This is a genomic window from Delftia sp. RIT313 (assembly GCF_000632165.1).
GTDB classification, from domain to species: Bacteria; Pseudomonadota; Gammaproteobacteria; order Burkholderiales; family Burkholderiaceae_C; genus Comamonas; species Comamonas acidovorans.
The window spans coordinates 1-20,098 of sequence record NZ_JFYT01000066.1 but is presented as its reverse complement, the minus strand read 5'-3'; the positions used below and the strand labels follow the sequence as shown (position 1 = coordinate 20,098).

Annotated in this window: 16 protein-coding genes; 3 read left to right on the top strand and 13 right to left on the bottom strand. The window is 68.5% G+C overall.

The annotated features are described in order from the left end of the window. Positions 1–157 precede the first annotated feature (157 nt). From cydX to BW39_RS19995, 13 genes are all read right to left on the bottom strand, one after another. Complete coding sequence (cydX, locus tag BW39_RS20055) at positions 158–283, bottom strand: cytochrome bd-I oxidase subunit CydX (protein ID WP_012204319.1); 126 nt, start codon at positions 281–283, stop codon at positions 158–160. 49 nt (positions 284–332) lie between these two features. After that, a complete protein-coding gene (cydB, locus tag BW39_RS20050; RefSeq protein ID WP_012204318.1) occupies positions 333–1,484 on the bottom strand; it encodes a cytochrome d ubiquinol oxidase subunit II in 1,152 nt (383 codons plus the stop codon). An 18-nt stretch (positions 1,485–1,502) separates the two neighbouring features. Next, complete coding sequence (locus tag BW39_RS20045) at positions 1,503–3,089, bottom strand: cytochrome ubiquinol oxidase subunit I (protein ID WP_034391473.1); 1,587 nt, start codon at positions 3,087–3,089, stop codon at positions 1,503–1,505. Positions 3,090–3,130: 41 nt separating this feature from the next. After that, positions 3,131–4,816, bottom strand: coding sequence for an amino acid ABC transporter ATP-binding/permease protein (locus BW39_RS20040; protein ID WP_043823855.1), 1,686 nt, complete (start codon positions 4,814–4,816; stop codon positions 3,131–3,133). Beyond that, complete coding sequence (gene cydD, locus BW39_RS20035) at positions 4,813–6,453, bottom strand: thiol reductant ABC exporter subunit CydD (protein ID WP_043823854.1); 1,641 nt, start codon at positions 6,451–6,453, stop codon at positions 4,813–4,815. Before cydD ends, BW39_RS20040 begins: the two co-directional genes overlap by 4 nt. Positions 6,454–6,744: 291 nt before the next feature. Then, the gene (locus BW39_RS20030) at positions 6,745–7,704 is read right to left on the bottom strand and encodes an NAD(P)H-dependent flavin oxidoreductase (RefSeq protein ID WP_012204314.1); all 960 of its coding nucleotides are present in this window, start codon (positions 7,702–7,704) and stop codon (positions 6,745–6,747) included. A 60-nt stretch (positions 7,705–7,764) separates the two neighbouring features. Beyond that, entirely contained in the window at positions 7,765–9,555 is a 1,791-nt protein-coding gene (locus BW39_RS20025) for an acyl-CoA dehydrogenase (RefSeq protein ID WP_034391468.1), read from the bottom strand. Between the two features lie 97 nt (positions 9,556–9,652). Then, positions 9,653–10,795 carry an ABC transporter substrate-binding protein gene (locus BW39_RS20020; protein ID WP_013803458.1) on the bottom strand — a complete coding sequence of 381 codons (1,143 nt, stop codon included), beginning with the start codon at positions 10,793–10,795 and terminating at the stop codon, positions 9,653–9,655. 154 nt (positions 10,796–10,949) lie between these two features. Next, positions 10,950–11,882, bottom strand: a complete 933-nt coding sequence (locus BW39_RS20015) for an electron transfer flavoprotein subunit alpha/FixB family protein (RefSeq protein WP_013803459.1) — start codon at positions 11,880–11,882, stop codon at positions 10,950–10,952. Positions 11,883–11,895: 13 nt separating this feature from the next. Continuing rightward, entirely contained in the window at positions 11,896–12,645 is a 750-nt protein-coding gene (locus BW39_RS20010; protein WP_012204310.1) for an electron transfer flavoprotein subunit beta/FixA family protein, read from the bottom strand. A gap of 209 nt (positions 12,646–12,854) precedes the next feature. Further along, complete coding sequence (locus BW39_RS20005; RefSeq protein WP_013803461.1) at positions 12,855–14,144, bottom strand: mechanosensitive ion channel family protein; 1,290 nt, start codon at positions 14,142–14,144, stop codon at positions 12,855–12,857. 92 nt (positions 14,145–14,236) lie between these two features. Next, positions 14,237–15,046, bottom strand: a complete 810-nt coding sequence (locus BW39_RS20000) for an enoyl-CoA hydratase (protein ID WP_043823853.1) — start codon at positions 15,044–15,046, stop codon at positions 14,237–14,239. A gap of 17 nt (positions 15,047–15,063) precedes the next feature. Then, complete coding sequence (locus BW39_RS19995; RefSeq protein ID WP_012204307.1) at positions 15,064–16,017, bottom strand: histone deacetylase family protein; 954 nt, start codon at positions 16,015–16,017, stop codon at positions 15,064–15,066. 42 nt (positions 16,018–16,059) lie between these two features. On the opposite strand from BW39_RS19995, the gene BW39_RS19990 reads away from it, so the two are divergent. The 3 genes from BW39_RS19990 to BW39_RS19980 form a co-directional block, all read left to right on the top strand. Then, positions 16,060–16,980 (top strand): AAA family ATPase, encoded by a 921-nt coding sequence (locus tag BW39_RS19990; protein WP_013803463.1) that lies wholly within the window; start codon positions 16,060–16,062, stop codon positions 16,978–16,980. After that, positions 16,980–18,014, top strand: coding sequence for a DUF58 domain-containing protein (locus tag BW39_RS19985; RefSeq protein WP_043823852.1), 1,035 nt, complete (start codon positions 16,980–16,982; stop codon positions 18,012–18,014). The genes BW39_RS19990 and BW39_RS19985 overlap by 1 nt, the downstream gene beginning before the upstream one ends. Continuing rightward, a partial coding sequence (locus BW39_RS19980; protein WP_043823851.1) for a transglutaminase family protein occupies positions 18,011–20,098 on the top strand: 2,088 nt, incomplete at its 3' end. The genes BW39_RS19985 and BW39_RS19980, both read left to right, overlap by 4 nt.

The following is a 20,098-nucleotide window of genomic DNA, read 5'->3' as shown; positions in this document are numbered from 1 at the left end:
CATTGTGTTTACAGCAATGCTTCATTGGCGGTAAGCGCGTGCAAAAACTGGCGTAGCCCAAAGCGAGGGACACCGAGCAAGGGCCGCCCCCGCAGCGAGGGTGTCGTCCCCCTCCCGAAGAGAGAGGGGGAAGGCGCGAAGCGCCTCAGGGGGAGCTTTATTTCTCCCGGGCCAGGAGTTCGCGGCGCGTGGCCTCGTCGTCCATCAGTTCGTACCACATCGCGTTGAGCACCGCGAAGGCGGCCGCCAGCGGCAGGCCGAGCAACCAGGCGAAGTACCACATGGTGTTGTGTCCTTTCTTGACGTTGAATGTCGTTGCTTGATTCGGTGGATCAGTACGAGTGGCCGCGGCCCTCGATGATGGCCATCGGGTCGACCTTGCCGCGCAGCACGCTGTAGACCCAGCTGGTGTAGGCCACGATGAGGGGCACGAAGATCAGCGCGCACACCAGCATGATGAACAGCGTCACATGGCTGGACGAAGAGTCCCAGACCGTGAGGCTGTGCTGCGGGTTCAGCGACGAGGGCAGGATGAACGGGAACATGGACGCCCCCACGCTGGCGATGATGCCGGCAATGCCCAGGCCGCTGGACAGCAGGGCCAGCCACTCGCGGCGCAGCCACAGGCCCAGCGCCGCCAGCAGCGGCATCAGCAGGCCGATGGCCGGCACGGCCCAGAGCACGGGCCTGGCCTGGTAGTTGGCGAACCAGGCGCCCGCCTGCAGCGCAGCCGTCTTGAACAGCGGGTTGGACGGTCCGGTGGTGTTGATCTCGCTGGTGATGCGGTAGCCATTGAGCGCGGCCAGCCACACGCCAGCCGCCGCGAACAGCACCGTGGTGGCGACGGCCGCCACCATGCCGAAGCGGCGCGCGCGCGCGGCCACATCGCCCTCGGTCTTGAACACCAGCCAGGACGCACCATGCATGAGCAGCATGCACAGCGAGACCAGGCCGGCCAGCAGCGCAAACGGGTTGAGCAGGCCGAAGAACGTGCCCTCGTAATAGATGCGCATGTCGGGTGCCAGGCGGAAGGGCACGCCCTGCAGCACATTGCCCAGTGCCACGCCGAAGATCAGCGCAGGCACCACGCCGGCCATGCACAGCACGGCATCCCAGCGCGCGCGCCAGGCCGGCTCCTCGCGCTTGCTGCGGAACTTGAAGGCCACGGGCCGCAGGATCAGCGCCACCAGGGCCGCGAACATGGCCAGGTAAAAGCCCGAGAACGAGACCGCGTACAGCTGCGGCCAGGCCGCAAAGATGGCACCGCCGCCCAGGATGAGCCAGACCTGGTTGCCTTCCCAGACCGGGCCCAGCGAGTTGATGACGACGCGGCGCTCCACGTCGGTCCTGGCCGCCAGCGGCAGCAGCGCGGCAGCGCCCAGGTCAAAGCCATCGGTGACGGCAAAGGCGATGAGCAGCACGCCCAGCAGGCCCCACCACAGCAGGCGCAGGATGTCGTAGCTGATCAGTTCGTGAAGAATCATGGTGACAATCTCCCTTGGTCATTGCCCGCGGGCGAGTTTTTGCATCAGAGGGAAGTAGGTGGTCAGGTGCGGTGCGCTTTCCTCCTGCGGTCCCTTGCGGATGGCCTTCACCATGAGCTTCATCTCGATGACGAAGAGCACGGAGTAGATGGCGATGAAGCCTGCAATCGTCAGCAGCAGCGTGCCCGCGCCCAGGTTGGACACGGCCAGCGCCGTGGGCAGCACGCCTTCGATGATCCAGGGCTGGCGGCCCACCTCGGCCACTATCCAGCCGCACTCGGCCGCGATCCAGGGCAGGGGAATGGCGATCACGGCCAGCTTGAGCATCCACGGATGGGCGTCCAGCCTGCGCCGCACCGACAGCCAGAAGAACGCGGCCGTGAGCGCGATGAAGAACATGCCCAGCCCCACCATGATGCGGAAGGCCCAGAACAGCGGCCCCACGGCCGGCACGGTGTCCCAGGCGGCCTGGGCGATCTGCGCGTCCGTGGCCTGGCGCGGGTCGTCCACGTAGCGCTTGAGCAGCAGCGCGTAGCCCAGTTGACCGCCCTTGTCCTCGAAGACGGCCTTGGCCTCGGCCGGCACCTGGCCCGTGGGGCCGGCGGCGCGGATGGCCTCCAGCGCGCCATAGGCCTCGATGCCGTTGCGGATGTACTGCTCGGTGCGCTGGACCAGGTCGTTGATGCCGGGGATCTCGGTGGTCAGCGAGCGCGTGCCGATCAGGCCCATGACCCAGGGAATGTGCACGGCATAGTGCGTCTCGCGTGCGGCCTTGTCGGGGAAGCCGAAGGCCGTGAAGGCGGCCGGTGCGGGCTCGGTGTCCCACATGGCCTCGATGGCGGCCAGCTTCATCTTCTGGTGCTCCGACGACAGGTAGCCGCTTTCATCGCCCAGCACCACCACCGACAGCGCGGCGGCCAGGCCGAACGAGGTGGCCACCGTCATGGAGCGGCGCGCCAGCTGGATATGCCGGCCCTTGAGCAGATACCAGGCCGAGACGCCCAGCACGAAGATGGCCGCCGTCACGTAGCCGGCCGAGACCGTGTGCACGAACTTGGCCTGGGCCACGGGGTTGGTCAGCACCGCGAAGAAGTCGGTGACCTCCATGCGCATGGTCTGCGGGTTGAACGCCGCGCCCACGGGGTTTTGCATCCAGCCGTTGGCGATCAGGATCCACAGCGCCGAGAAGTTCGAGCCCAGGGCCACGCACCAGGTGGTCACCAGGTGGCCGACCTTGCTCAGGCGGTCCCAGCCGAAGAAGAACAGGCCCACGAAGGTGGCTTCCAGGAAGAAGGCCATCAGCCCCTCGATGGCCAGCGGCGCGCCGAAGATGTCGCCCACGTAGTGGCTGTAGTAGCTCCAGTTCATGCCGAACTGGAACTCCATCACGATGCCCGTGGCCACGCCCATGGCGAAGTTGATGCCGAACAACGTGCCCCAGAACTTCGTCATGTCGCGCCAGATGGTGCGGCCCGTCATCACGTAGACGGTCTCCATGATGGCGATGATCACGGCCAGGCCGATGGTCAGCGGCACGAACAGGAAGTGGTAGAGCGCCGTTACCGCGAACTGCAGCCGCGATAGATCGACGATGTCGAGGTCCATGGTGAGATCCTTTCTCTCGGGGTACTTGGTGAAATCCTTGATCAGCCGTCCTGCCGCAGGCGCGCCAGGGCCGCATCGAACGGCGGTGTGCCGCGCAGCGCCTCGGACACCACGCGGCCCTGCTCCACCCACAGCAGCCGGTCGGCCAGTTGCGCCTCCCGCAGCTTGTGGGTGGCCAGCACCAGGGTGCGGCCCCGGGCTGCACTGTCCAGCCGCACCAGCAGGTCGGCGGCCGTGCGTGCATCCAGGCCCTCGGTCACTTCGTCCAGCAGCCAGCAGCGCGCGGGGCTCAGCAGCAGCCGCGCCAGCGCCAGGCGCCGTGCCTGGCCGCCGGACAGGCCCAGCCCGCCCTCGCCCAGCCGCGTGTCCAGGCCCTGCGCCATGGCGCGCACATCGCCGGCCAGCCCGGCGACTTCCAGCGCCGCCCACAGCATGTCCTCGGCGGCCTCGGGGCAAGCCAGCAAAAGGTTGTCGCGCAGGCTGTCCTCGAACAGTTCGGTGCGTTGCGTCATCCAGGTGCAGCGCCGGGCACGCACGGCGCCGGCCAGCGGCGGGAGCTCGCCGGCCATCAGGGACAGCAGCGTGGTCTTGCCCGCGCCGCTGGCGCCCAGCAGGGCGACACGCTCGCCTTCGGCGATACGGATGTCCTGGGCCAGCACGGCGGCACGGGGTGCCACGACCTGCTCCAGCTCAACCGCCAAGCCTTGCCTGGGCGCAGCCGGTTCGCAGGCGACTTGCGCAGCGCCATCGCGCAGGGCAGGCGCCAGCCGGCGCGCGGCCAGCCAGCTGCGGCCGGCCTCCAGCGCGCCACGGCGCAATGCGGCAAAGGGCTCCATGGCCGTCAGCGCCAGCAACAGGGCCAGCGCGGCCACGGGGGCGCCCAGCAGGCCGGCCTCGGCCAGCCAGCCTACGCCCAGCAGCACACCGGCCAGGGCCAGGGCGCCGCACAGGCCTTGCACGAAGGAGGTTCGGGCCTCCAGGCCGTGGAGCTCGGCATCGGCCTCGGCCACGCGTGCGTCCAGGGCGGCAATGCGTTCGCAATGCGCGGCCAGGGTGCCGGCCATGGCCAGCTCTGCCTGCCCGGCCACCAGGTCGGCCGTGCGGGCGCGCAGGGACTCCAGCGCCAGCGCGCGGCGCACGGCGGGCCGGCGCGCGCCGCGGGCCAGCCACAGGGCGCTGCCCAGGCCCGTGGCCAGCAGCCACGCAGCCAAGGCCATGCCCAGCCACCAGCGCATCAGGCCCAGCGCCAGGGCGGCGACCAGCGTGGCACCCGTGGCGGCCAGCAAGGGCACGAACAGGCGCAGGTACAGGCTGTCCAGCGCATCCACGTCGGCCGTCAGCCGCTGCAGCAGGCGTGCGGGCCGCAGGCGCAGGCTCAGGGCGGCGGCGGGCGTGGCCCAGCTGCGCAGCAGCCGCTCGCGCAGGGCGGCCAGCACGGCCAGGGTGGCGTCATGGGTGACCAGCCTTTCGGCATAGCGCGTGCCCGTGCGGCCCAGGGCCAGCAGGCGGATGCCGGCCGAAGGCATGAACACATCGAAGACGATGGCCGTGGCCGGCAGCAGCCCGGCCAGCGACGTGGCCGTGATGAACCAGCCCGACAGGCCCAGCAGCGCCATGCCCATGAGCACCGTGAGCAGGGCCAGCAGCGCGCCACCCAGCCACAGGCGCCGGGGCGCCATGCGCGCCAGGACAGCAAGCACGGGCCGGAGGGTGGAGCGGGGCTTCATGCGGCCAGCTCCTGCGGGGCGGCATGGCCCGCCAGCTCCACCACGCGGTGCATGGCGGCCGCCAGTCCGGCATCGTGGGTGGCGACGATCAGCGTGCGCCCGCGTGCCAGTTGCAGCAGGGCATCGGTGACCTGGGCGGCCGTGGCCGGGTCCAGGTGGGCCGTGGGTTCATCGACCAGCAGCAGGCCTGCATCGCGCGACAAGGCCAGGCGCGCCAGTGCCAGGCGCACGATCTCCCCGCCCGACAGGCCGGCTCCGCCCTCGCCCAGCGTGGCGCCGGGCCGGGTCTCGGCCAGCTTGCCCAGCCCGGCCAGCCGCAGGGCCTGGCGCAGTTCGCCGAAGGTGAATCCCGGGCGGCCCAGCCGGAGGTTTTCGGCCACCGAGCCGGCGAACACATGGGGGCTCTGCCCCATCCAGGCCATGCGCGCGCGCAGCCGGCCGGCCGATTCGCCGTCGAGCAGCTGGCCGTCGATATGGATGCGCCCAGGCTCGGCTACCGGCAGCAGGCCGGCAATCTGCGCCAGCAGCAGCGACTTTCCGCTGCCGCTGGGGCTCCACAGCGCCACATGCTCGCCAGGCCGCACGTCCAGCGTGAGCGCCGGCAGCGTGACCGCGCCGCCTGGCGCCTGGGGCCGCACCTGCTCCAGGTGCAGGGCGCAGGCCTGGCCGGCCGCCCTGCCGGGCGCAGCCAGCGCGCCGGGCAGCGGCTGCGCATCGCGGCCCAGATTGCCCAGGGCCTGCAGCGCAGCCTCGCCGCTGGCGCGGTCGTGCCAGACGGCAGACAGCTCACGCAGGGGATCGAAGAAGCTGGGCGCCAGCAGCAGCACGAACAGCGCCTGGCCCAGGCTCAGTGTCTGGCCCCAGCTGCCAAACGGCAGATGGCCCAGCAGGTGAAAGCCCACGTACACGGCCACCATGGCCACGCCCAGGGCCGAGAACAGTTCCAGCACCGCAGAGGACAGAAAGGCGATGCGCAGCACGCGCATGCTGCGTTCGCGCAGGGATTCGGCATTGGAGCGCAGCCGCTGCGCCGTGGCATCCACCGCGCCCAGGGCGCGCAGGGTGGACAGCCCGCGCAGGCGGTCGAGCAGGAAGGCGTTCATGCCGCCCAGCTCCACCATCTGCGCCTGGCTGGCCGCCTTGGCGCGCCAGCCGACGATGGCCATGAACAGCGGGATCAGCGGTGCGGCCACCACCAGGATCAGCGCCACCACCCAGCTCTGGCTGGCCACGGCCAGCGCAATCACCAGCGGCACGGTGCGCACGCGCCACATGGCGGTCTGGTAGCGCGACAGCCAGGGCACGATGGCCTCGGCCTGCTCGGCCATGGCGCTGGCCGCCTGGCCCGAGGCCGCGCGCTGGCGGTCCAGCGGCGAGGTGCCCGCCAGCGTGCGCAGCACCTGCATTCGCAGCGCACTCACCAGACTGCGCGCCTGCAGATTGGCGCGGCGTGTGCCGCTGGCATCGCACCAGGCGCGCAATCCGCCCAGCAGTGCCACGCCGGCCGCAAGCTGCCACAGTGGCCACAGCGGCTCCCTGCCCGCGCCCTCGGCCATGGACTGCACGGCCAGCGCCAGCAGCAGCGCCTGGGGCAGCCACAGCAGCGAGGCCAGCACCAGGCGCCCCGTACCCGCCATCGGACGACGCGCCAGCTGGTGGAACTCAGGCAATGACGGGGTACAAGGTTTGTTCATTTATTCTGTAATTTCAGTATTTACTGAAATTACGCAAAGAATTCTAAACAAACTTGCTCCAGGCAAGTCGCTCGTAGGGGGAAGCCGAGTGAAGCAGTCAAGCGTGCGCAAGGGGTTTTGCGCAAACAACTTCGAGAACCGGACCCGCACAGCGTGGGTAATACCCAAAGAAAACGGCGCCCGAAGGCGCCGTCTGGCAGGGTAGGAGAAGAGCCCGTCCTGGGCTCCCCGACCTTACGGGGTGGACAGCAGGCGGTCGCGCGCCTGGTTGTATTCGCGCTTGAGACGCTCCACCAGCTCGCCCGCACCCGTGACTTCGCGGATGGCGCCAATGCCCTGGCCGCAGCCCCAGATGTCCTTCCAGGCCTTCTTGGCGTCGCCGCCGAAGTTCATCTTGCTGGGGTCCGACTCGGGCAGGTTGTCGGGGTCCAGGCCTGCCGCACGGATGGACGGCGCCAGGTAGTTGCCGTGCACGCCCGTGAACAGGTTGCTGTAGACGATGTCGTCGGAGGTGCCGTCCACGATGGCCTGCTTGTAGGCGTCGTGCGCACGCGCCTCATGCGTGGCAATGAAGGCCGAGCCGATATAGGCGAAGTCCGCACCCATGGCCTGGGCCGCCAGGATGGCACCGCCCGAGGCGATGGAGCCCGACAGCGCCACGGGGCCGTCGAACCATTCGCGGATTTCCTGGATCAGCGCGAACGGGCTCTTGACACCCGCATGGCCGCCCGCGCCCGCCGCCACGGCGATCAGGCCGTCGGCCCCCTTTTCGATGGCCTTGTGCGCGAACTTGTTGTTGATGATGTCGTGCAGCACCACGCCGCCCCAGCTGTGCACGGCCTGGTTCACGTCCTCGCGCGCACCCAGGCTGGTGATGACGATGGGCACCTTGTACTTGGCGCACATCTGCATGTCGTGCTCGAGCCGGTCATTGCTCTTGTGCACGATCTGGTTGATGGCGAACGGCGCCGAGGGCCGGTCTGGATGGGCCTTGTCCCAGGCGGCCAGGGTCTCGGTGATCTCGGCCAGCCAGTCTTCGAGCTGCTCGGCCGGGCGCGCGTTGAGCGCGGGCATGGAGCCCACGATGCCGGCCTGGCACTGGGCGATCACGAGCTTGGGGTTGCTGATGATGAACAGCGGCGAGCCGATCACTGGCAGGGCCAGTTTCTTCAGCGCCGGGGGAAGCTTGGACATGCGTTGTCTCCGTTGGTTCTCGGTGTCTTTGTCTGCGTTGTGCCGTGCGCAAGCGCCGGGTCAGAAGGCGTCCATGGGCAGTGCCATCACGCTGTCGCCGCCGTGCACGATGGCATCGCGCAGGCCCGCCGCCTTGACGAGGATGTGCTCGGCATAAAAGCGCGCCGTCGCAATCTTCGCGCGCATGAAGGCCGCGTCCTGTCCCTTGTGCAACAGCTGCTCGGCCACCAGCAGGGCGCGGCCCATCTGCCAGCCTGCGACGAGGTTGCCCGCCAGCATCAGATAGGGAACGCTGCCGGCGTACACGGCATTGGGCTCGGCCTTGGCCTGGCCCGAGACGAAGTGCACCGCCTCCACGAAGGCCTGGCGCGCAGCGGCCAGTTGGCGGGCCACGGCCAGTGCCTCGGGCGTGCCGCTGGCGGCCAGCTCGGCCTCGGTCTTCTCGATCTGGCCCGCAATGGCCAGCGCGGTCTGGCCGCCATCGCGCGCCGTCTTGCGGCCCACCAGGTCATTGGCCTGGATGGCGGTCGTGCCTTCGTAGATGGTCAGGATCTTGGCGTCGCGGTAGTACTGGGCGGCGCCCGTCTCCTCGATGAAGCCCATGCCGCCGTGCACCTGCACGCCCAGGCTGGTGACCTCCAGGCTCATCTCGGTGCTGTAGCCCTTGACCAGGGGCACCATGAATTCATAGAAGGCCGCATTGGCCTCGCGCACCTGGGCGTCGGCATGGTGGTGGGATGCGTCGTAGGCCGCGGCAGCCGTGGCCGCCATGGCGCGGCAGCCCTCGGTGTAGGCACGCATGGTCATGAGCATGCGGCGCACATCGGGGTGGTGGATGATGGTGGCGCTGGCCTTGACGCTGCCGTCCACGGGGCGGCTTTGCACACGCTCGCGGGCATAGGCCACGGCATGCTGGTAGGCGCGCTCGGCCACGGCAATGCCCTGCACGCCCACGGCGTAGCGGGCCGCGTTCATCATGATGAACATGTATTCGAGGCCGCGGTTTTCCTCGCCCACCAGGTAACCGATGGCCCCGCCGTTGTCGCCGTACTGCAGCACGGCCGTGGGCGAGGCCTTGATCCCCATCTTGTGCTCGATGCTCACGCAGTGCACATCGTTGCGCGCGCCCAGCGAGCCATCCTTGTTGACCAGGAACTTGGGCACCACGAACAGGCTGATGCCCTTGACGCCCTCGGGCGCCCCGGCCACGCGGGCCAGCACCAGATGGACGATGTTCTCGGCCATGTCGTGCTCGCCATAGGTGATGAAGATCTTGGTGCCGAAGACCTTGTAGCTGCCATCGGGCTGCGGATCGGCCTTGGTGCGCACCAGGGCCAGGTCGGAGCCGGCCTGGGGCTCGGTCAGGTTCATGGTGCCGGTCCACTCGCCGGTCACCAGCTTCTCGAGATAGGTGGCCTTGAGCTCATCGCTGCCGGCCGTGAGCAGGGCCTCGATGGCGCCATCGGTCAGCAGCGGGCACAGCGCAAAGCTCAGGTTGGCGCTGTTGAGCATCTCCACACAGGCCGCGCCAATCGTCTTGGGCAGGCCCTGGCCGCCAAAATCCTGCGGATGCTGCAGCCCCTGCCAGCCGCCTTCGGCGTACTGGCGAAAGGCCTGCTTGAAGCCCGCCGTGGTGGTGACCACGCCGTCCTTGAGGCTGGAAGGCGCCACGTCGCCCGGCAGGTTCAGCGGCGCCACCACGCCTTCGCACAGCTTGGCGCATTCCTCCAGCACGGCCTGGGCCGTCTCCAGGCCAGCCTCCTCGAAACCGGGCAACTGCGCCACCTGGTCGATCTGCGCCAGATGCTCCATGGCGAACAGCATGTCTTTGAGGGGAGCCGAGTAAGTCATTGTTGAACCTTCCTGAACAGAGCCTGGACCGCCGGCGCGCAGCGCGCGGCGACCTGGGACAGCGGGCACGCCGCTACGGCACTACTGCATTGCTGCGTTATTGCGTGACGCGGCCCGATGCGTTGACGATGGACAAATCCACGAATTTCGAGCCCGCCTGCGAGCCCGGACGATAGGTAACCCAGTAGCCGCCCAGATCGAAGGCGTCCAGGCCGCGCAGCGAAGCGGCCAGCTTGTCGCGCGTCAGCGGCTGGGTGCGGCGCATGGCCTCTACGATGACGCGGGCGTTCACATAGCCTTCCATCATGGCGTAGCTGACCGGCACGGTCAGCGACTTGCCGGCAGCGGTAGCCGCGTCCCTGAACTCCTTGTTCAGGCGCATGGTCACCTTGTAGGGACTGGGCACGACCTGGGCAATGGACAGGCCGCTCATGAACTCCACGGGCAGGCGCTTGGCCAGTTGCTCGATATCGGCTTCGGACGTGGCGTAGATCTGGGCCGTGCCACCCGCCATGCGGTACGCCTCGACAAAGGCCGAGGTCACGGGGCTGGAGGCCACCACCATCACGGCCTGCGCCGAAGGCTGGGCCTTTTGCAACTGGGACACGGCCTTGTCCATGGCACCCTTGCCCGTGCTCAGCGAGGCGCTGACCACCAGCTTGGCCTTGGAAGGTGCAATCGCCTTGTCCACGAGTTCCGCCACGGCCTTGGCATCCGGGCGTTCGTCATGCAGCAGGGCCAGGCGCGTAATGCCCACGGTGGCTAGGTGCGAGGCGATCTTGGCCATTTCCTCGGGCAGGTTGGCGCGCGTGCTGAAGATCTGGGGATTGCTCAGCACCCGCGTGTCCGTGCTCTGGTAGCCCACGAGGGAGATCTGCGACTGGTCGAGCAGCTTGCTGTCCAGCAGCGCCGCCATGTTGCGGTTGCCGAAGTAGCCGGCCAGCACCACGGGCTTGGACTCGTCCAGCAGCTTGCGGGTCTTGTCCACGGTTTCCTCGGGGTGGCCCACATCGTCCACGGTGACCAGTTGCACGGGCTGACCCTGCACGCCGCCGGCCTTGTTGATCTGGTCGAAGTACAGGCGCATGCCCTGGGCATAGGCACGGCCCTGCGTCGCACCGGCTCCCGACATGGGTGCCACCTGCCCCACCACCCAGGCATTGGCCTCGGCGGCCAGCGCCATGGCGCCACAGACAAAGGCCACGGCCGTGCGGGCCAGGCGCAAGCGCATCATCTTCATTTCAATCTCCCTCTCGGTTCATGCCATCGCCAGCACCGGCTGGCGGCCAAGTCCGTTGTTGTAGTCGGTGGTGCGCGCCGTGACCAGCGGACCATCCCGGAATCCATGACGGAAAAAGAGGGGCCTGTGCCCCTCATTTTTCAGCTTCAGCCGCTTACAGCGCCTGCACCAGTTCCGGCACGGCCTGGAACAGGTCGGCCTCCAGGCCGTAGTCGGCCACCGAGAAGATCGGTGCCTCGGGGTCCTTGTTGATCGCCACGATCACCTTGGAGTCCTTCATGCCGGCCAAATGCTGGATGGCGCCCGAGATGCCCAGGGCGATGTACAGCTGGGGCGCGACGATCTTGCCGGTCTGGCCGACCTGCAGGTCATTGGGCGCATAGCCTGCGTCCACCGCGGCGCGCGAAGCACCGATGGCGGCACCCAGCTTGTCGGCCAGCGGGGTGATGACTTCCTGGAACTTCTCGCTGCTGCCCAGCGCGCGGCCGCCGGAGACGATGATCTTGGCAGCCGTCAGTTCCGGGCGGTCGTTCTTGGTGACCTCGCGGCCCACGAAGCTGCTCTTGCCGTTGTCGCCAGCGGCTGCCAGCTGCTCCACCTGGGCGCTGCCGCCCGTGGTGGCCGCTGCGTCAAAGCCCGTGCCGCGCACGGTGATGACCTTGATCTTGTCGCTGCTTTGCACCGTGGCAATGGCGTTGCCTGCGTAGATGGGGCGCTCGAAGGTGTCGGCGCTGTCCACCTTGGTGATGTCGCTGATCTGGGCCACGTCCAGCTTGGCGGCCACGCGCGGCGCGGCGTTCTTGCCGCTGGCGGTGGCGGGGAACAGGATGTGGCTGTAGTTCGAAGCAATCGCCAGCACTTGCGCCGCGATGTTCTCGGCCAGGCCGTCCTTCAGGCTGGCGCCGTCGGCGTGGATGACCTTGGACACGCCAGCGATCTGGGCAGCGGCCTGCGCAGCGGCGCCGGCATTCTCGCCCGCCACCAGCACATGCACGTCGCCGCCGCAGGCCAGGGCTGCAGTGACGGTGTTGAGCGTGGCGCTCTTGATGGAAGCGTTGTCGTGTTCTGCAATAACGAGGGATGTCATGTCGCTGTCTTCCTTAGATCACTTTGGCTTCGTTCTTGAGCTTGGACACCAGCGTGGCAACGTCCGGCACCTTCACGCCAGCGCCGCGCTTGGCGGGCTCGGCCACCTTGAGCGTCTTCAGGCGCGGGGCCACATCGACGCCCAGCTCTTCAGGCTTGACGGTGTCCAGCTGCTTTTTCTTGGCCTTCATGATGTTGGGCAGCGTGACGTAGCGCGGCTCGTTCAGGCGCAGGTCGGTGGTGATGACGGCCGGCAGGCTCAGGGCCAGGGTTTCCAGGCCGCCGTCCACTTCACGCGTGACATTCACCTTGTCGCCAGCGACTTCGACCTTGGAGGCGAAGGTGGCTTGCGGCAGGTCGGCCAGGGCCGCCAGCATCTGGCCGGTCTGGTTGGCGTCGTCGTCGATGGCCTGCTTGCCCAGGATGATCAGGCCGGGTTGTTCCTTGTCCACCAGCGCCTTGAGCAGCTTGGCGACGGCCAGGGGCTGCAGCTCCTCGGTGGTCTCCACCAGGATGCCGCGGTCGGCACCGATGGCCATGGCCGTGCGCAGGGTTTCCTGGCACTGGGCCACGCCGCAGGAGACGGCGATGACTTCGGTGGCCACGCCCTTTTCCTTGAGGCGAACGGCTTCTTCGACGGCGATTTCGTCAAAGGGGTTCATGCTCATCTTGACGTTGGCGATGTCCACGCCCGTGCCGTCCGACTTCACGCGGACCTTCACGTTGTAGTCCACCACGCGCTTGACCGGGACCAAAACCTTCATTGCAGCGGCTCCTGATTGATTGATAGATTGACGTTTACGTAAACCGAAATCATTGTATGCGGCGCTGCAGCAGCTGCGGCAGGTTTCCCTGACGACCGAGGGCCGCATGCGCGCTCACAAAAAAGAACGATCGTGCCATTTTAAGCACGACCCTTGAGATTTACTGCGGGGGAACAGCCTGAACTCAGGGTATGCACCTAGGAATAATCCTAGCTGCTTTTCTCTGCTGCCTGAGCCACCACGCCCCCGCGTTCGGTGATCTGTACCACCTGCTTGGGGACCGGCAGGCTCACGCCCGCGGCACGCAGGCCGCGCAGCACGGCGAGGTTCACCTCGGAGCGCACATTGCCCTGGCCATTTTGCGGGTCGTTGATGTAGTAGCTGAGACTGAACTGCAGCCCCTGCTCGACGAAGTCGACCAGTGCCACCGAAGGCGCGGGCGTCTTGAGCACGCGCGGCTGCGCGGCTGCGGCATCGAGCAGGATGCCGCGCACCTGCTCCACATCGCTGTCCATGCCCACGACGATATTGGTGGACAGGCCGAACTTGACGTCGAATCCGGTGAGGTTCTCCACACGCTGGGTGATCAGCGTCTCGTTGGGCACGATGGATTCGCGGCCGTTGAGCGCGCGGATGATGGTGTAGCGCGTGCGGATGTCGGTGATGCGGCCCTCGAAGCCATCCACGCGCACGTTGTCGCCGATGCGCAGCGCGCGCTCGATCAGCACCAGAAAGCCGCTCACATAGTTGGAGGCGATCTTCTGCATGCCGAAACCCAGGCCCACGCCGATGGCGCCGCCCATGACGGACAGCGCCGTCAGGTCCACGCCCACCATGGACAGCGACACCAGCAGGCCCACCAGGATCAGCACGCTGCGCGTGATGTTCATGGCCACCTTGCGCATGGACAGGTCGCTGACCCACTGGTTGATGACCTTCTGCTCGAACAGCGTTGCCACCCACAGCACGGCCACCATCATCAGGCCCGCCGACAGCGTGCCCTCGATCAGGTTGAGCAGGCTGACCGGCGTCTTGCCGATGTTGAACTGCAGGGCCTCCAGCTCCTCCATGACCTGTGGCAGCAGGCCGATGCTGTGCAGCACGGCCGCGCCCCAGGCCAGCCAGGAGAAGATGCGCTCGATCAGGCGCACCACGGTGGAGTGGGGGAAGGTCCGGCTGAGCACCCGCGCCACGAAGCGGATCACCGACAGGGACACCAGCAGCGACACGGCCACGCGCAGCCAGAACACCGTGGAAAACCGCGCCAGGATCTCCTGGCTGGTGAAGACCAGCACCAGCGCCAGCAGCGGGAACAGGGCGCCATCGAGCGCATGGCGGCCTATCCATACGGAGGGCTTTCCATCGTTCAGATGGCCGTAGCGCGCATGCAGGCCGCGCATGGCGCCGTAGGCCAGCAGCAGGCAGGCGATGAGCACGGAGAACTCCAGCCAGGCGCTGGAGCTTTGGAAGTCGTTGATGAGCTTGTCGAAGATGTCCATGGGTCAGGGCCGTTCCGCCGCAAGGGCGCAGGCCGCCATCATCGCGCAGATCCAGGACAGGCCGACCGGACCGGGACCTACATGCAGGTCGGTCAGCGGCCCGTCTTCCAGGCCGGTTCGCGCTTGGCGGCGAAGGCCTGGGCGCCCTCCTGGGCGTCGGCATCCATCATGTTGGCGGCCATGGTCTGGCCGGCCAATTGGTAGGCCGCCTCGATGCCCATCTCGCGCTGCCGGTAGACCAGCGCCTTGCCCATGGCCACGGCCGCACGGGGCTTGCTGACGATGGACTGCACGAAGTGCTCGACGGCATCGTCCAGCGCCTCCTCGGCCACCACGCGGTTGACCAGGCCTTGGTCCAGCGCCTGCTGCGCGTCGATGAAGTCGCCCGTGAGCAGCATCTCCATGGCCTGCTTGGCCGGCACGTTGCGCACCAGCGGCACGCTGGGGGTGGCGCAGAACAGGCCATAGTGGATGCCGCTGGTGGCAAAGCGTGCCGCCTGCGCAGCAACGGCCAGATCGCACTGGGCCACGAGCTGGCAGCCCGCCGCCGTGGCAATGCCGTGCACGCGCGCAATCACGGGAACGGGCAGCCGGTGGATGGACAGCATCATGCGGCTGCACTGGGCAAACAGCTTCTGGTAGTAGTCCAGCTGCGGATGGGCCGCCATGTCCTTGAGGTTGTGTCCGGCGCAATAAGCCTTTCCGGCCGCAGCCAGCACGACCACGCGCACGGACTCGTCGCGCGCCACGTCGTCCAGCGCCTGCTGCAGCTGCGTGAGCATCTGCTCGCCCAGGGCATTGAAGCGCTGCGGGTCGTTGAGCGTGAGCCGCACGACGCCGCGCGCGTCGCGCTGCATGTCGAGCAGGGGGCTGGCTTCAGAAGGATGGGTGCTCGCGTTCATGGTGCTCCAGATCCGGTTCAGAGGTCGGCCAGCACGCGCACGTGCGCTTCCACGCTGCGCGCAAGCGGCCCCATCACATAGCCGCCTTCCAGGCAGGAGACGATGCGCCCCTTGGAAAAGCGCCGCGCGATGTCCTTGATGCGCGAGGTGATCCAGGTGAAGTCCTGCTCGGTCATGCCCAGCTGGCCCATGTCGTCCTCGCGGTGGGCGTCGAAGCCGGCGCTGATGAAGATCAGCTCGGGCTTGAAGGCCTCCAGGCGCGGGATCCACATCATCTCGACGATCTCGCGGATGTCCATGCCCTTGGTATAGGCGGCCACCGGCACGTTGACCATGTTGGCGGCCGGATGCTGGTCGCCGCTGAAGGGGTAGAACGGGTGCTGGAAGATGCCGCACATGAGCACGCGGTCGTCGCCGGAGAGGATGTCCTCCGTGCCGTTGCCGTGGTGCACGTCGAAATCGATCACGGCCACGCGCTTGAGGTGGTGGCGGCTGAGCGCGTACTTCACGCCCACGGCCACGTTGTTGAAGAAGCAAAAGCCCATGGCCTGGTGGCGCGTGGCATGGTGGCCCGGCGGGCGCACGGCGCAAAAGGCGTTCTCCAGCTCGCCGGCCATCACCGCATCGGTGGCCGCCAGCGCGGCGCCGGCCGCATGCAGGGCGGCCGAGAAGGTATGGCTGTTGATGGAGGTGTCGGTATCGATCTGGGAGTACTCGGGGCCGCCGGCCTGCTGCTCCTCGACCAGGCGCTGTGTCAAGCCCTGCAGCGCGGCCACATGCATGCGGTCATGGGCCAGTTCGATATCGGCCAGCGAGGCCTGGGGGGCCTCGTGCCGCTCCAGCGCATCGGCCACGCCGGTCACCAGCAGCCGGTCCTCGATGGCGTCGAGCCGGGCCGGGCATTCCGGGTGCCCCGGCCCCATCTCATGCCGCCAGCACTCCCTATGGGTGAAATAACCCGTCTTGCCCACAGTGATGTCTCCGCGATGTTTTTTTTAGGATAACGTCGCGCCATGCAAGCAACACACAAGATCAAGGCGCTTCTGGATCAGCTTAACACGGTGGTTGTAGGGAAACCGGCTCAGGTCCGCGACAGTGTGGCCTGCCTGCTGGCCGGGGGACACCTGCTGCTGGAAGACGTTCCCGGCGTGGGCAAGACCACGCTGGCGCATGCGCTGGCACACAGCTTCGGGCTGCAGTTCTCGCGCGTGCAGTTCACGGCCGACCTCATGCCCAGCGACCTCACCGGCGTGTCCATCTACGAGCGCGCCAGCGAGACCTTTGTCTTCCACCCGGGCCCCGTTTTCGCCCAGGTGCTGCTGGCCGACGAGATCAACCGCGCCAGCCCCAAGACGCAGAGCGCACTGCTCGAAGCCATGGAGGAACGACAGGTCTCGGCCGAGGGCCGCACGCACCGCCTGCCCGAGCCCTTCTTCGTGATCGCTACCCAGAACCCGCAGGAACAGCTGGGCACCTTCCCGCTGCCCGAAAGCCAGCTGGACCGCTTTCTGATGCGCATCAGCCTGGGCTATCCCGACCGCGCGGCCGAGCGATCCCTGCTGTCCGGCAATGGCCGGCGCGCCCAGGCCGACGCGCTGGCACCGCTGCTGACCACGCAGGAGCTGCAGGACCTGCAGGCTGCCGTGCTCCAGGTGCATGCCAGCGATGCCCTGCTCGACTATGTGCAGGACCTGCTGGAAGCCACGCGCTCGGGCCAGTGGTTCGTGCAGGGCCTGTCGCCTCGCGCGGGCATTGCGCTGCTGCGCGCGGCCCGGGCCGTGGCTCTGATGGAAGGGCGCGACTACGTGGCGCCCGACGATGTGCAGGCCATCCTGCCGCAGACGGCGGCCCACCGCCTGGTGCCCATAGGCTCCTCCGGCCGGGGCGCCGTGGAGCAGGTGCGCGCCATGCTGGACGCCGTGGCGCTGCGCTGATGCCGGCCGCCCCCGCGTCTTCGCCCGGCGCCCCCCAGCCGGGGGCATCGCTGCGCCAGCGCTGGTCTCCCGCGCGGCGCGTGCGCCAGTGGTGGCATGCCCGCCTGCCACGCACGGACAGCCTGAAGCTGACACAGCGCAATGTCTACATCATGCCGTCGCGTGCAGGCTGGGCCCTGGCGCTGACGCTGTGCGTGCTGCTGGTGGCCGCCATCAACTACCAGCTCAACCTGGGTTATCTGCTGACGTTCCTGCTGGCCGGCAGCGCGGCAGCGGGCATGGTGGTCGGCCACGGCAATCTGCGCGGCCTGGCGCTGCACCTGCAGCCGCCGGCCGGCAGCTTTGCCGGCCGGCCCTGCCGCTTCGACGTGGTGCTGCACAACACGCGCCGCAGCACGCGTTGGGGCATAGGCCTGGCCGTGCAGGGCGATGCAGCGGCCACCGACTGGACCTGGATCGATGTCCCGGCACAGGGCAGCACCACGGCGCAACTGGCTTTCACGCCACTGCGCCGGGGCCTGCAATCGCTGCCCACGATCACGGCGGCCACACGCTACCCGCTGGGCACCTTCCGCGTCTGGGCGCTGTGGCGCGCGCAGACCCAGGCCTGGATCTACCCGGCGCCCGAACACAATCCCCCGCCCCTGCCTGCGGCCAGTGCCGATGCCGGCGGACGCAGCGCGGCCTCCACGCGCCACGGCGACGAGTTCGATGGTGTGCGTGCCTACCGGCGCGGTGATGCGCTCAAGCTGGTGGTCTGGAAAAAGGCTGCCCAGGCCTTTGCCACGGGCAGTGACCAGCTGGTGAGCCGCGACCGCCCGCTGTCCCAGCAGCACCGCCTGTGGCTGGACGCCAAGGCCACCGGCCTGGCCGACCCCGAGGCCCGCCTCAGCCGCCTGACCGCCTGGGTGCTGGTCGCGCGCCAGCAGGACCTGACCTGGGGCCTGCGCCTGCCCGACGGCCGCGAGATCGCACCCGACCAGGGCGCGGCCCACGCCACGCTCTGCCTGGAAGCCCTGGCGGCCTGCCCATGAATCGCACGTCCATGCCCTCCTCCTTCCAAGCCATTGCGCAGCCCGCGGCCCCCTGGCGCCAGCGCCTGGCCGCCCTGCCGCGCGATGCGCGCGACACCCTGTTCCTGCTGGCCGTGGTCGCCTGGGTGCTGATGCCCCAGGCCGCCCACACGCCCTGGTGGACCATGGTCTTCGTGGCCGGCCTGCTGCTGTGGCGCGGCCTGCTGGCCTGGCGCGGCCAGCCCCTGCCCGGCCGCTGGGTGCTGGGTGGACTGCTGCTGCTGGCCGTGGGCGCCACCTGGGTCTCGCACGGCACCTTTATCGGGCGCGATGCGGGCGTGACCCTGATCGTGCTGCTGCTGGCGCTCAAGACGCTGGAGCTGCGCGCCCGGCGCGATGCCATGGTGGTGTTCTTCCTGGGCTTCTTCGCGCTGCTGGCCAACTTCTTCTACTCGCAATCCCTGCTGCTGGCCCTGGCCATGGTGCTGGGCCTGCTGGGCCTGCTCACGGCCCTGGTCAATGCCCACATGACCGCCGGCCGCCCGCCGCTGACGCAGGCGCTGCGCACGGCAGCCCTGCTGGCGCTGTGGGGTACGCCGGTCATGGTGGCGCTGTTCCTGTTCTTCCCGCGCATGGCGCCGCTGTGGGGTGTGCCCAGCAACGACCTGGCCGGCCGCAGCGGCCTGTCGGAAAACATGCGCGTGGGCTCCATGGCCTCGCTGGTGCTGGACGAAAACGTGGCCCTGCGCCTGCGTTTCGATACGCCCGATGGTGCTCCTCCGCCTGCCAACACCCTGTATTTCCGGGGGCCCGTTCTGTCGCGCTTTGACGGGCAGGAATGGCAGATGGACACGGAGGCCGTTCTGGAGGACGCGCAGTTGCGCGTCTCCGGCGAGGGCGTGAGCTACCAGATGACCATCGAGCCCAGCCGCCGCCCCTGGCTGCCCCTGCTGGACGCCGCGGCCAGGGCTCCCGAGTTGCCCCCGGGCATGGGCAGCGCCCGCATGACGCCCCAGCTGCAATGGCTGACCTGGCGCCCCATCACCGACGTGGTGCGCATCAGCGCCCAAAGCCATGTGCAGTTCAGCTACGGGCCGCGGCAGCCCACGCGCGCCCTGCGCCGCTACACCCAGCTGCCCGAAGGCAGCAACCCGCGCACGCTGGAGCTGGCCCGCCAGATGCGCGCCGACCCGCAACTGGCCGACGCCCCGCCCCGCGCCTGGGTACAGGCCGCGCTGGCGCGCCTGCGCACGGGCGGCTACACCTACACGCTGGAGCCCGGCGTGGTGGACAGCGTGCACACGGCCGATGATTTCTGGTTCGACAGCAAAGAGGGATTCTGCGAGCACATCGCCTCGGCCTTCGCCGTGCTGATGCGCGGCATGGGCGTGCCTGCCCGCATCGTCACCGGCTACCAGGGCGGCGAGCGCAACCCTGTCGATGGCTACTGGACCGTGCGCAACGCCGACGCCCACGCCTGGACCGAGGTCTGGCTGGAGGACGAGGGCTGGGTGCGCATCGACCCCACCGGCGCCGTGGCCCCGTCGCGCGTGGGCGAGTTCCAGCGCCTGCGCGCGCCCCAGGGTGCCATTGCGGGCGCCGTGGGCAACTTCGTGGGCGTGGGCATGCTGCAGCAGATGCGCGCCGTGTGGGAGGCCGTCAACAACGGCTGGAACCAGTGGGTGCTCAACTACACGCAAAGCCGCCAACTGGACCTGCTCAAGAACCTGGGCGTGCAGTCGCCATCGTGGGTGGACATGCTGCGCCTGCTGGGCGCGCTGGCCGGCGTGGCCGCTCTGGCCTGGCTGGCCTGGATGGCCCGCGCCCAGCGCAACAGCCGCGATGAATGGCTGCGCCTGATGGACAAGACCCGCGCCCGGCTGCGCCGCATCGGCCTGGATGCCGATGCCAGCCTGCCCCCGCGCGCGCTGGCAGCCCAGGTCATGGACCGCTGGGGCCAGGACGACGCCACGGCCGCCAAGGCCCTGCACGACTGGCTTTTGGACATGGAGCGCCAGCGCTACGCACGCGCCCCCCAATCCGTCCCCCGATCCGCACCCCAGTCCGCACCCAATTCCGCACCCGATACCCCCGGCCTGCCCGCC

What these genes read in the sequence shown, in the direction of transcription:
- BW39_RS20040 (WP_043823855.1), bottom strand. Translation starts at nt 4,816, where the DNA reads ATGAAGCCCCGCTCCACCCTCCGGCCCGTGCTTGCTGTCCTGGCGCGC.
- BW39_RS20045 (WP_034391473.1), bottom strand. Translation starts at nt 3,089, where the DNA reads ATGGACCTCGACATCGTCGATCTATCGCGGCTGCAGTTCGCGGTAACG.
- BW39_RS19985 (WP_043823852.1), top strand. Translation starts at nt 16,980, where the DNA reads ATGCCGGCCGCCCCCGCGTCTTCGCCCGGCGCCCCCCAGCCGGGGGCA.
- cydD (WP_043823854.1), bottom strand. Translation starts at nt 6,453, where the DNA reads ATGGCGGGTACGGGGCGCCTGGTGCTGGCCTCGCTGCTGTGGCTGCCC.
- BW39_RS20000 (WP_043823853.1), bottom strand. Translation starts at nt 15,046, where the DNA reads ATGAACGCGAGCACCCATCCTTCTGAAGCCAGCCCCCTGCTCGACATG.
- BW39_RS20025 (WP_034391468.1), bottom strand. Translation starts at nt 9,555, where the DNA reads ATGACTTACTCGGCTCCCCTCAAAGACATGCTGTTCGCCATGGAGCAT.
- cydX (WP_012204319.1), bottom strand. Translation starts at nt 283, where the DNA reads ATGTGGTACTTCGCCTGGTTGCTCGGCCTGCCGCTGGCGGCCGCCTTC.
- BW39_RS20005 (WP_013803461.1), bottom strand. Translation starts at nt 14,144, where the DNA reads ATGGACATCTTCGACAAGCTCATCAACGACTTCCAAAGCTCCAGCGCC.
- cydB (WP_012204318.1), bottom strand. Translation starts at nt 1,484, where the DNA reads ATGATTCTTCACGAACTGATCAGCTACGACATCCTGCGCCTGCTGTGG.
- BW39_RS20015 (WP_013803459.1), bottom strand. Translation starts at nt 11,882, where the DNA reads ATGACATCCCTCGTTATTGCAGAACACGACAACGCTTCCATCAAGAGC.
- BW39_RS19990 (WP_013803463.1), top strand. Translation starts at nt 16,060, where the DNA reads ATGCAAGCAACACACAAGATCAAGGCGCTTCTGGATCAGCTTAACACG.
- BW39_RS20010 (WP_012204310.1), bottom strand. Translation starts at nt 12,645, where the DNA reads ATGAAGGTTTTGGTCCCGGTCAAGCGCGTGGTGGACTACAACGTGAAG.
- BW39_RS20020 (WP_013803458.1), bottom strand. Translation starts at nt 10,795, where the DNA reads ATGAAGATGATGCGCTTGCGCCTGGCCCGCACGGCCGTGGCCTTTGTC.
- BW39_RS20030 (WP_012204314.1), bottom strand. Translation starts at nt 7,704, where the DNA reads ATGTCCAAGCTTCCCCCGGCGCTGAAGAAACTGGCCCTGCCAGTGATC.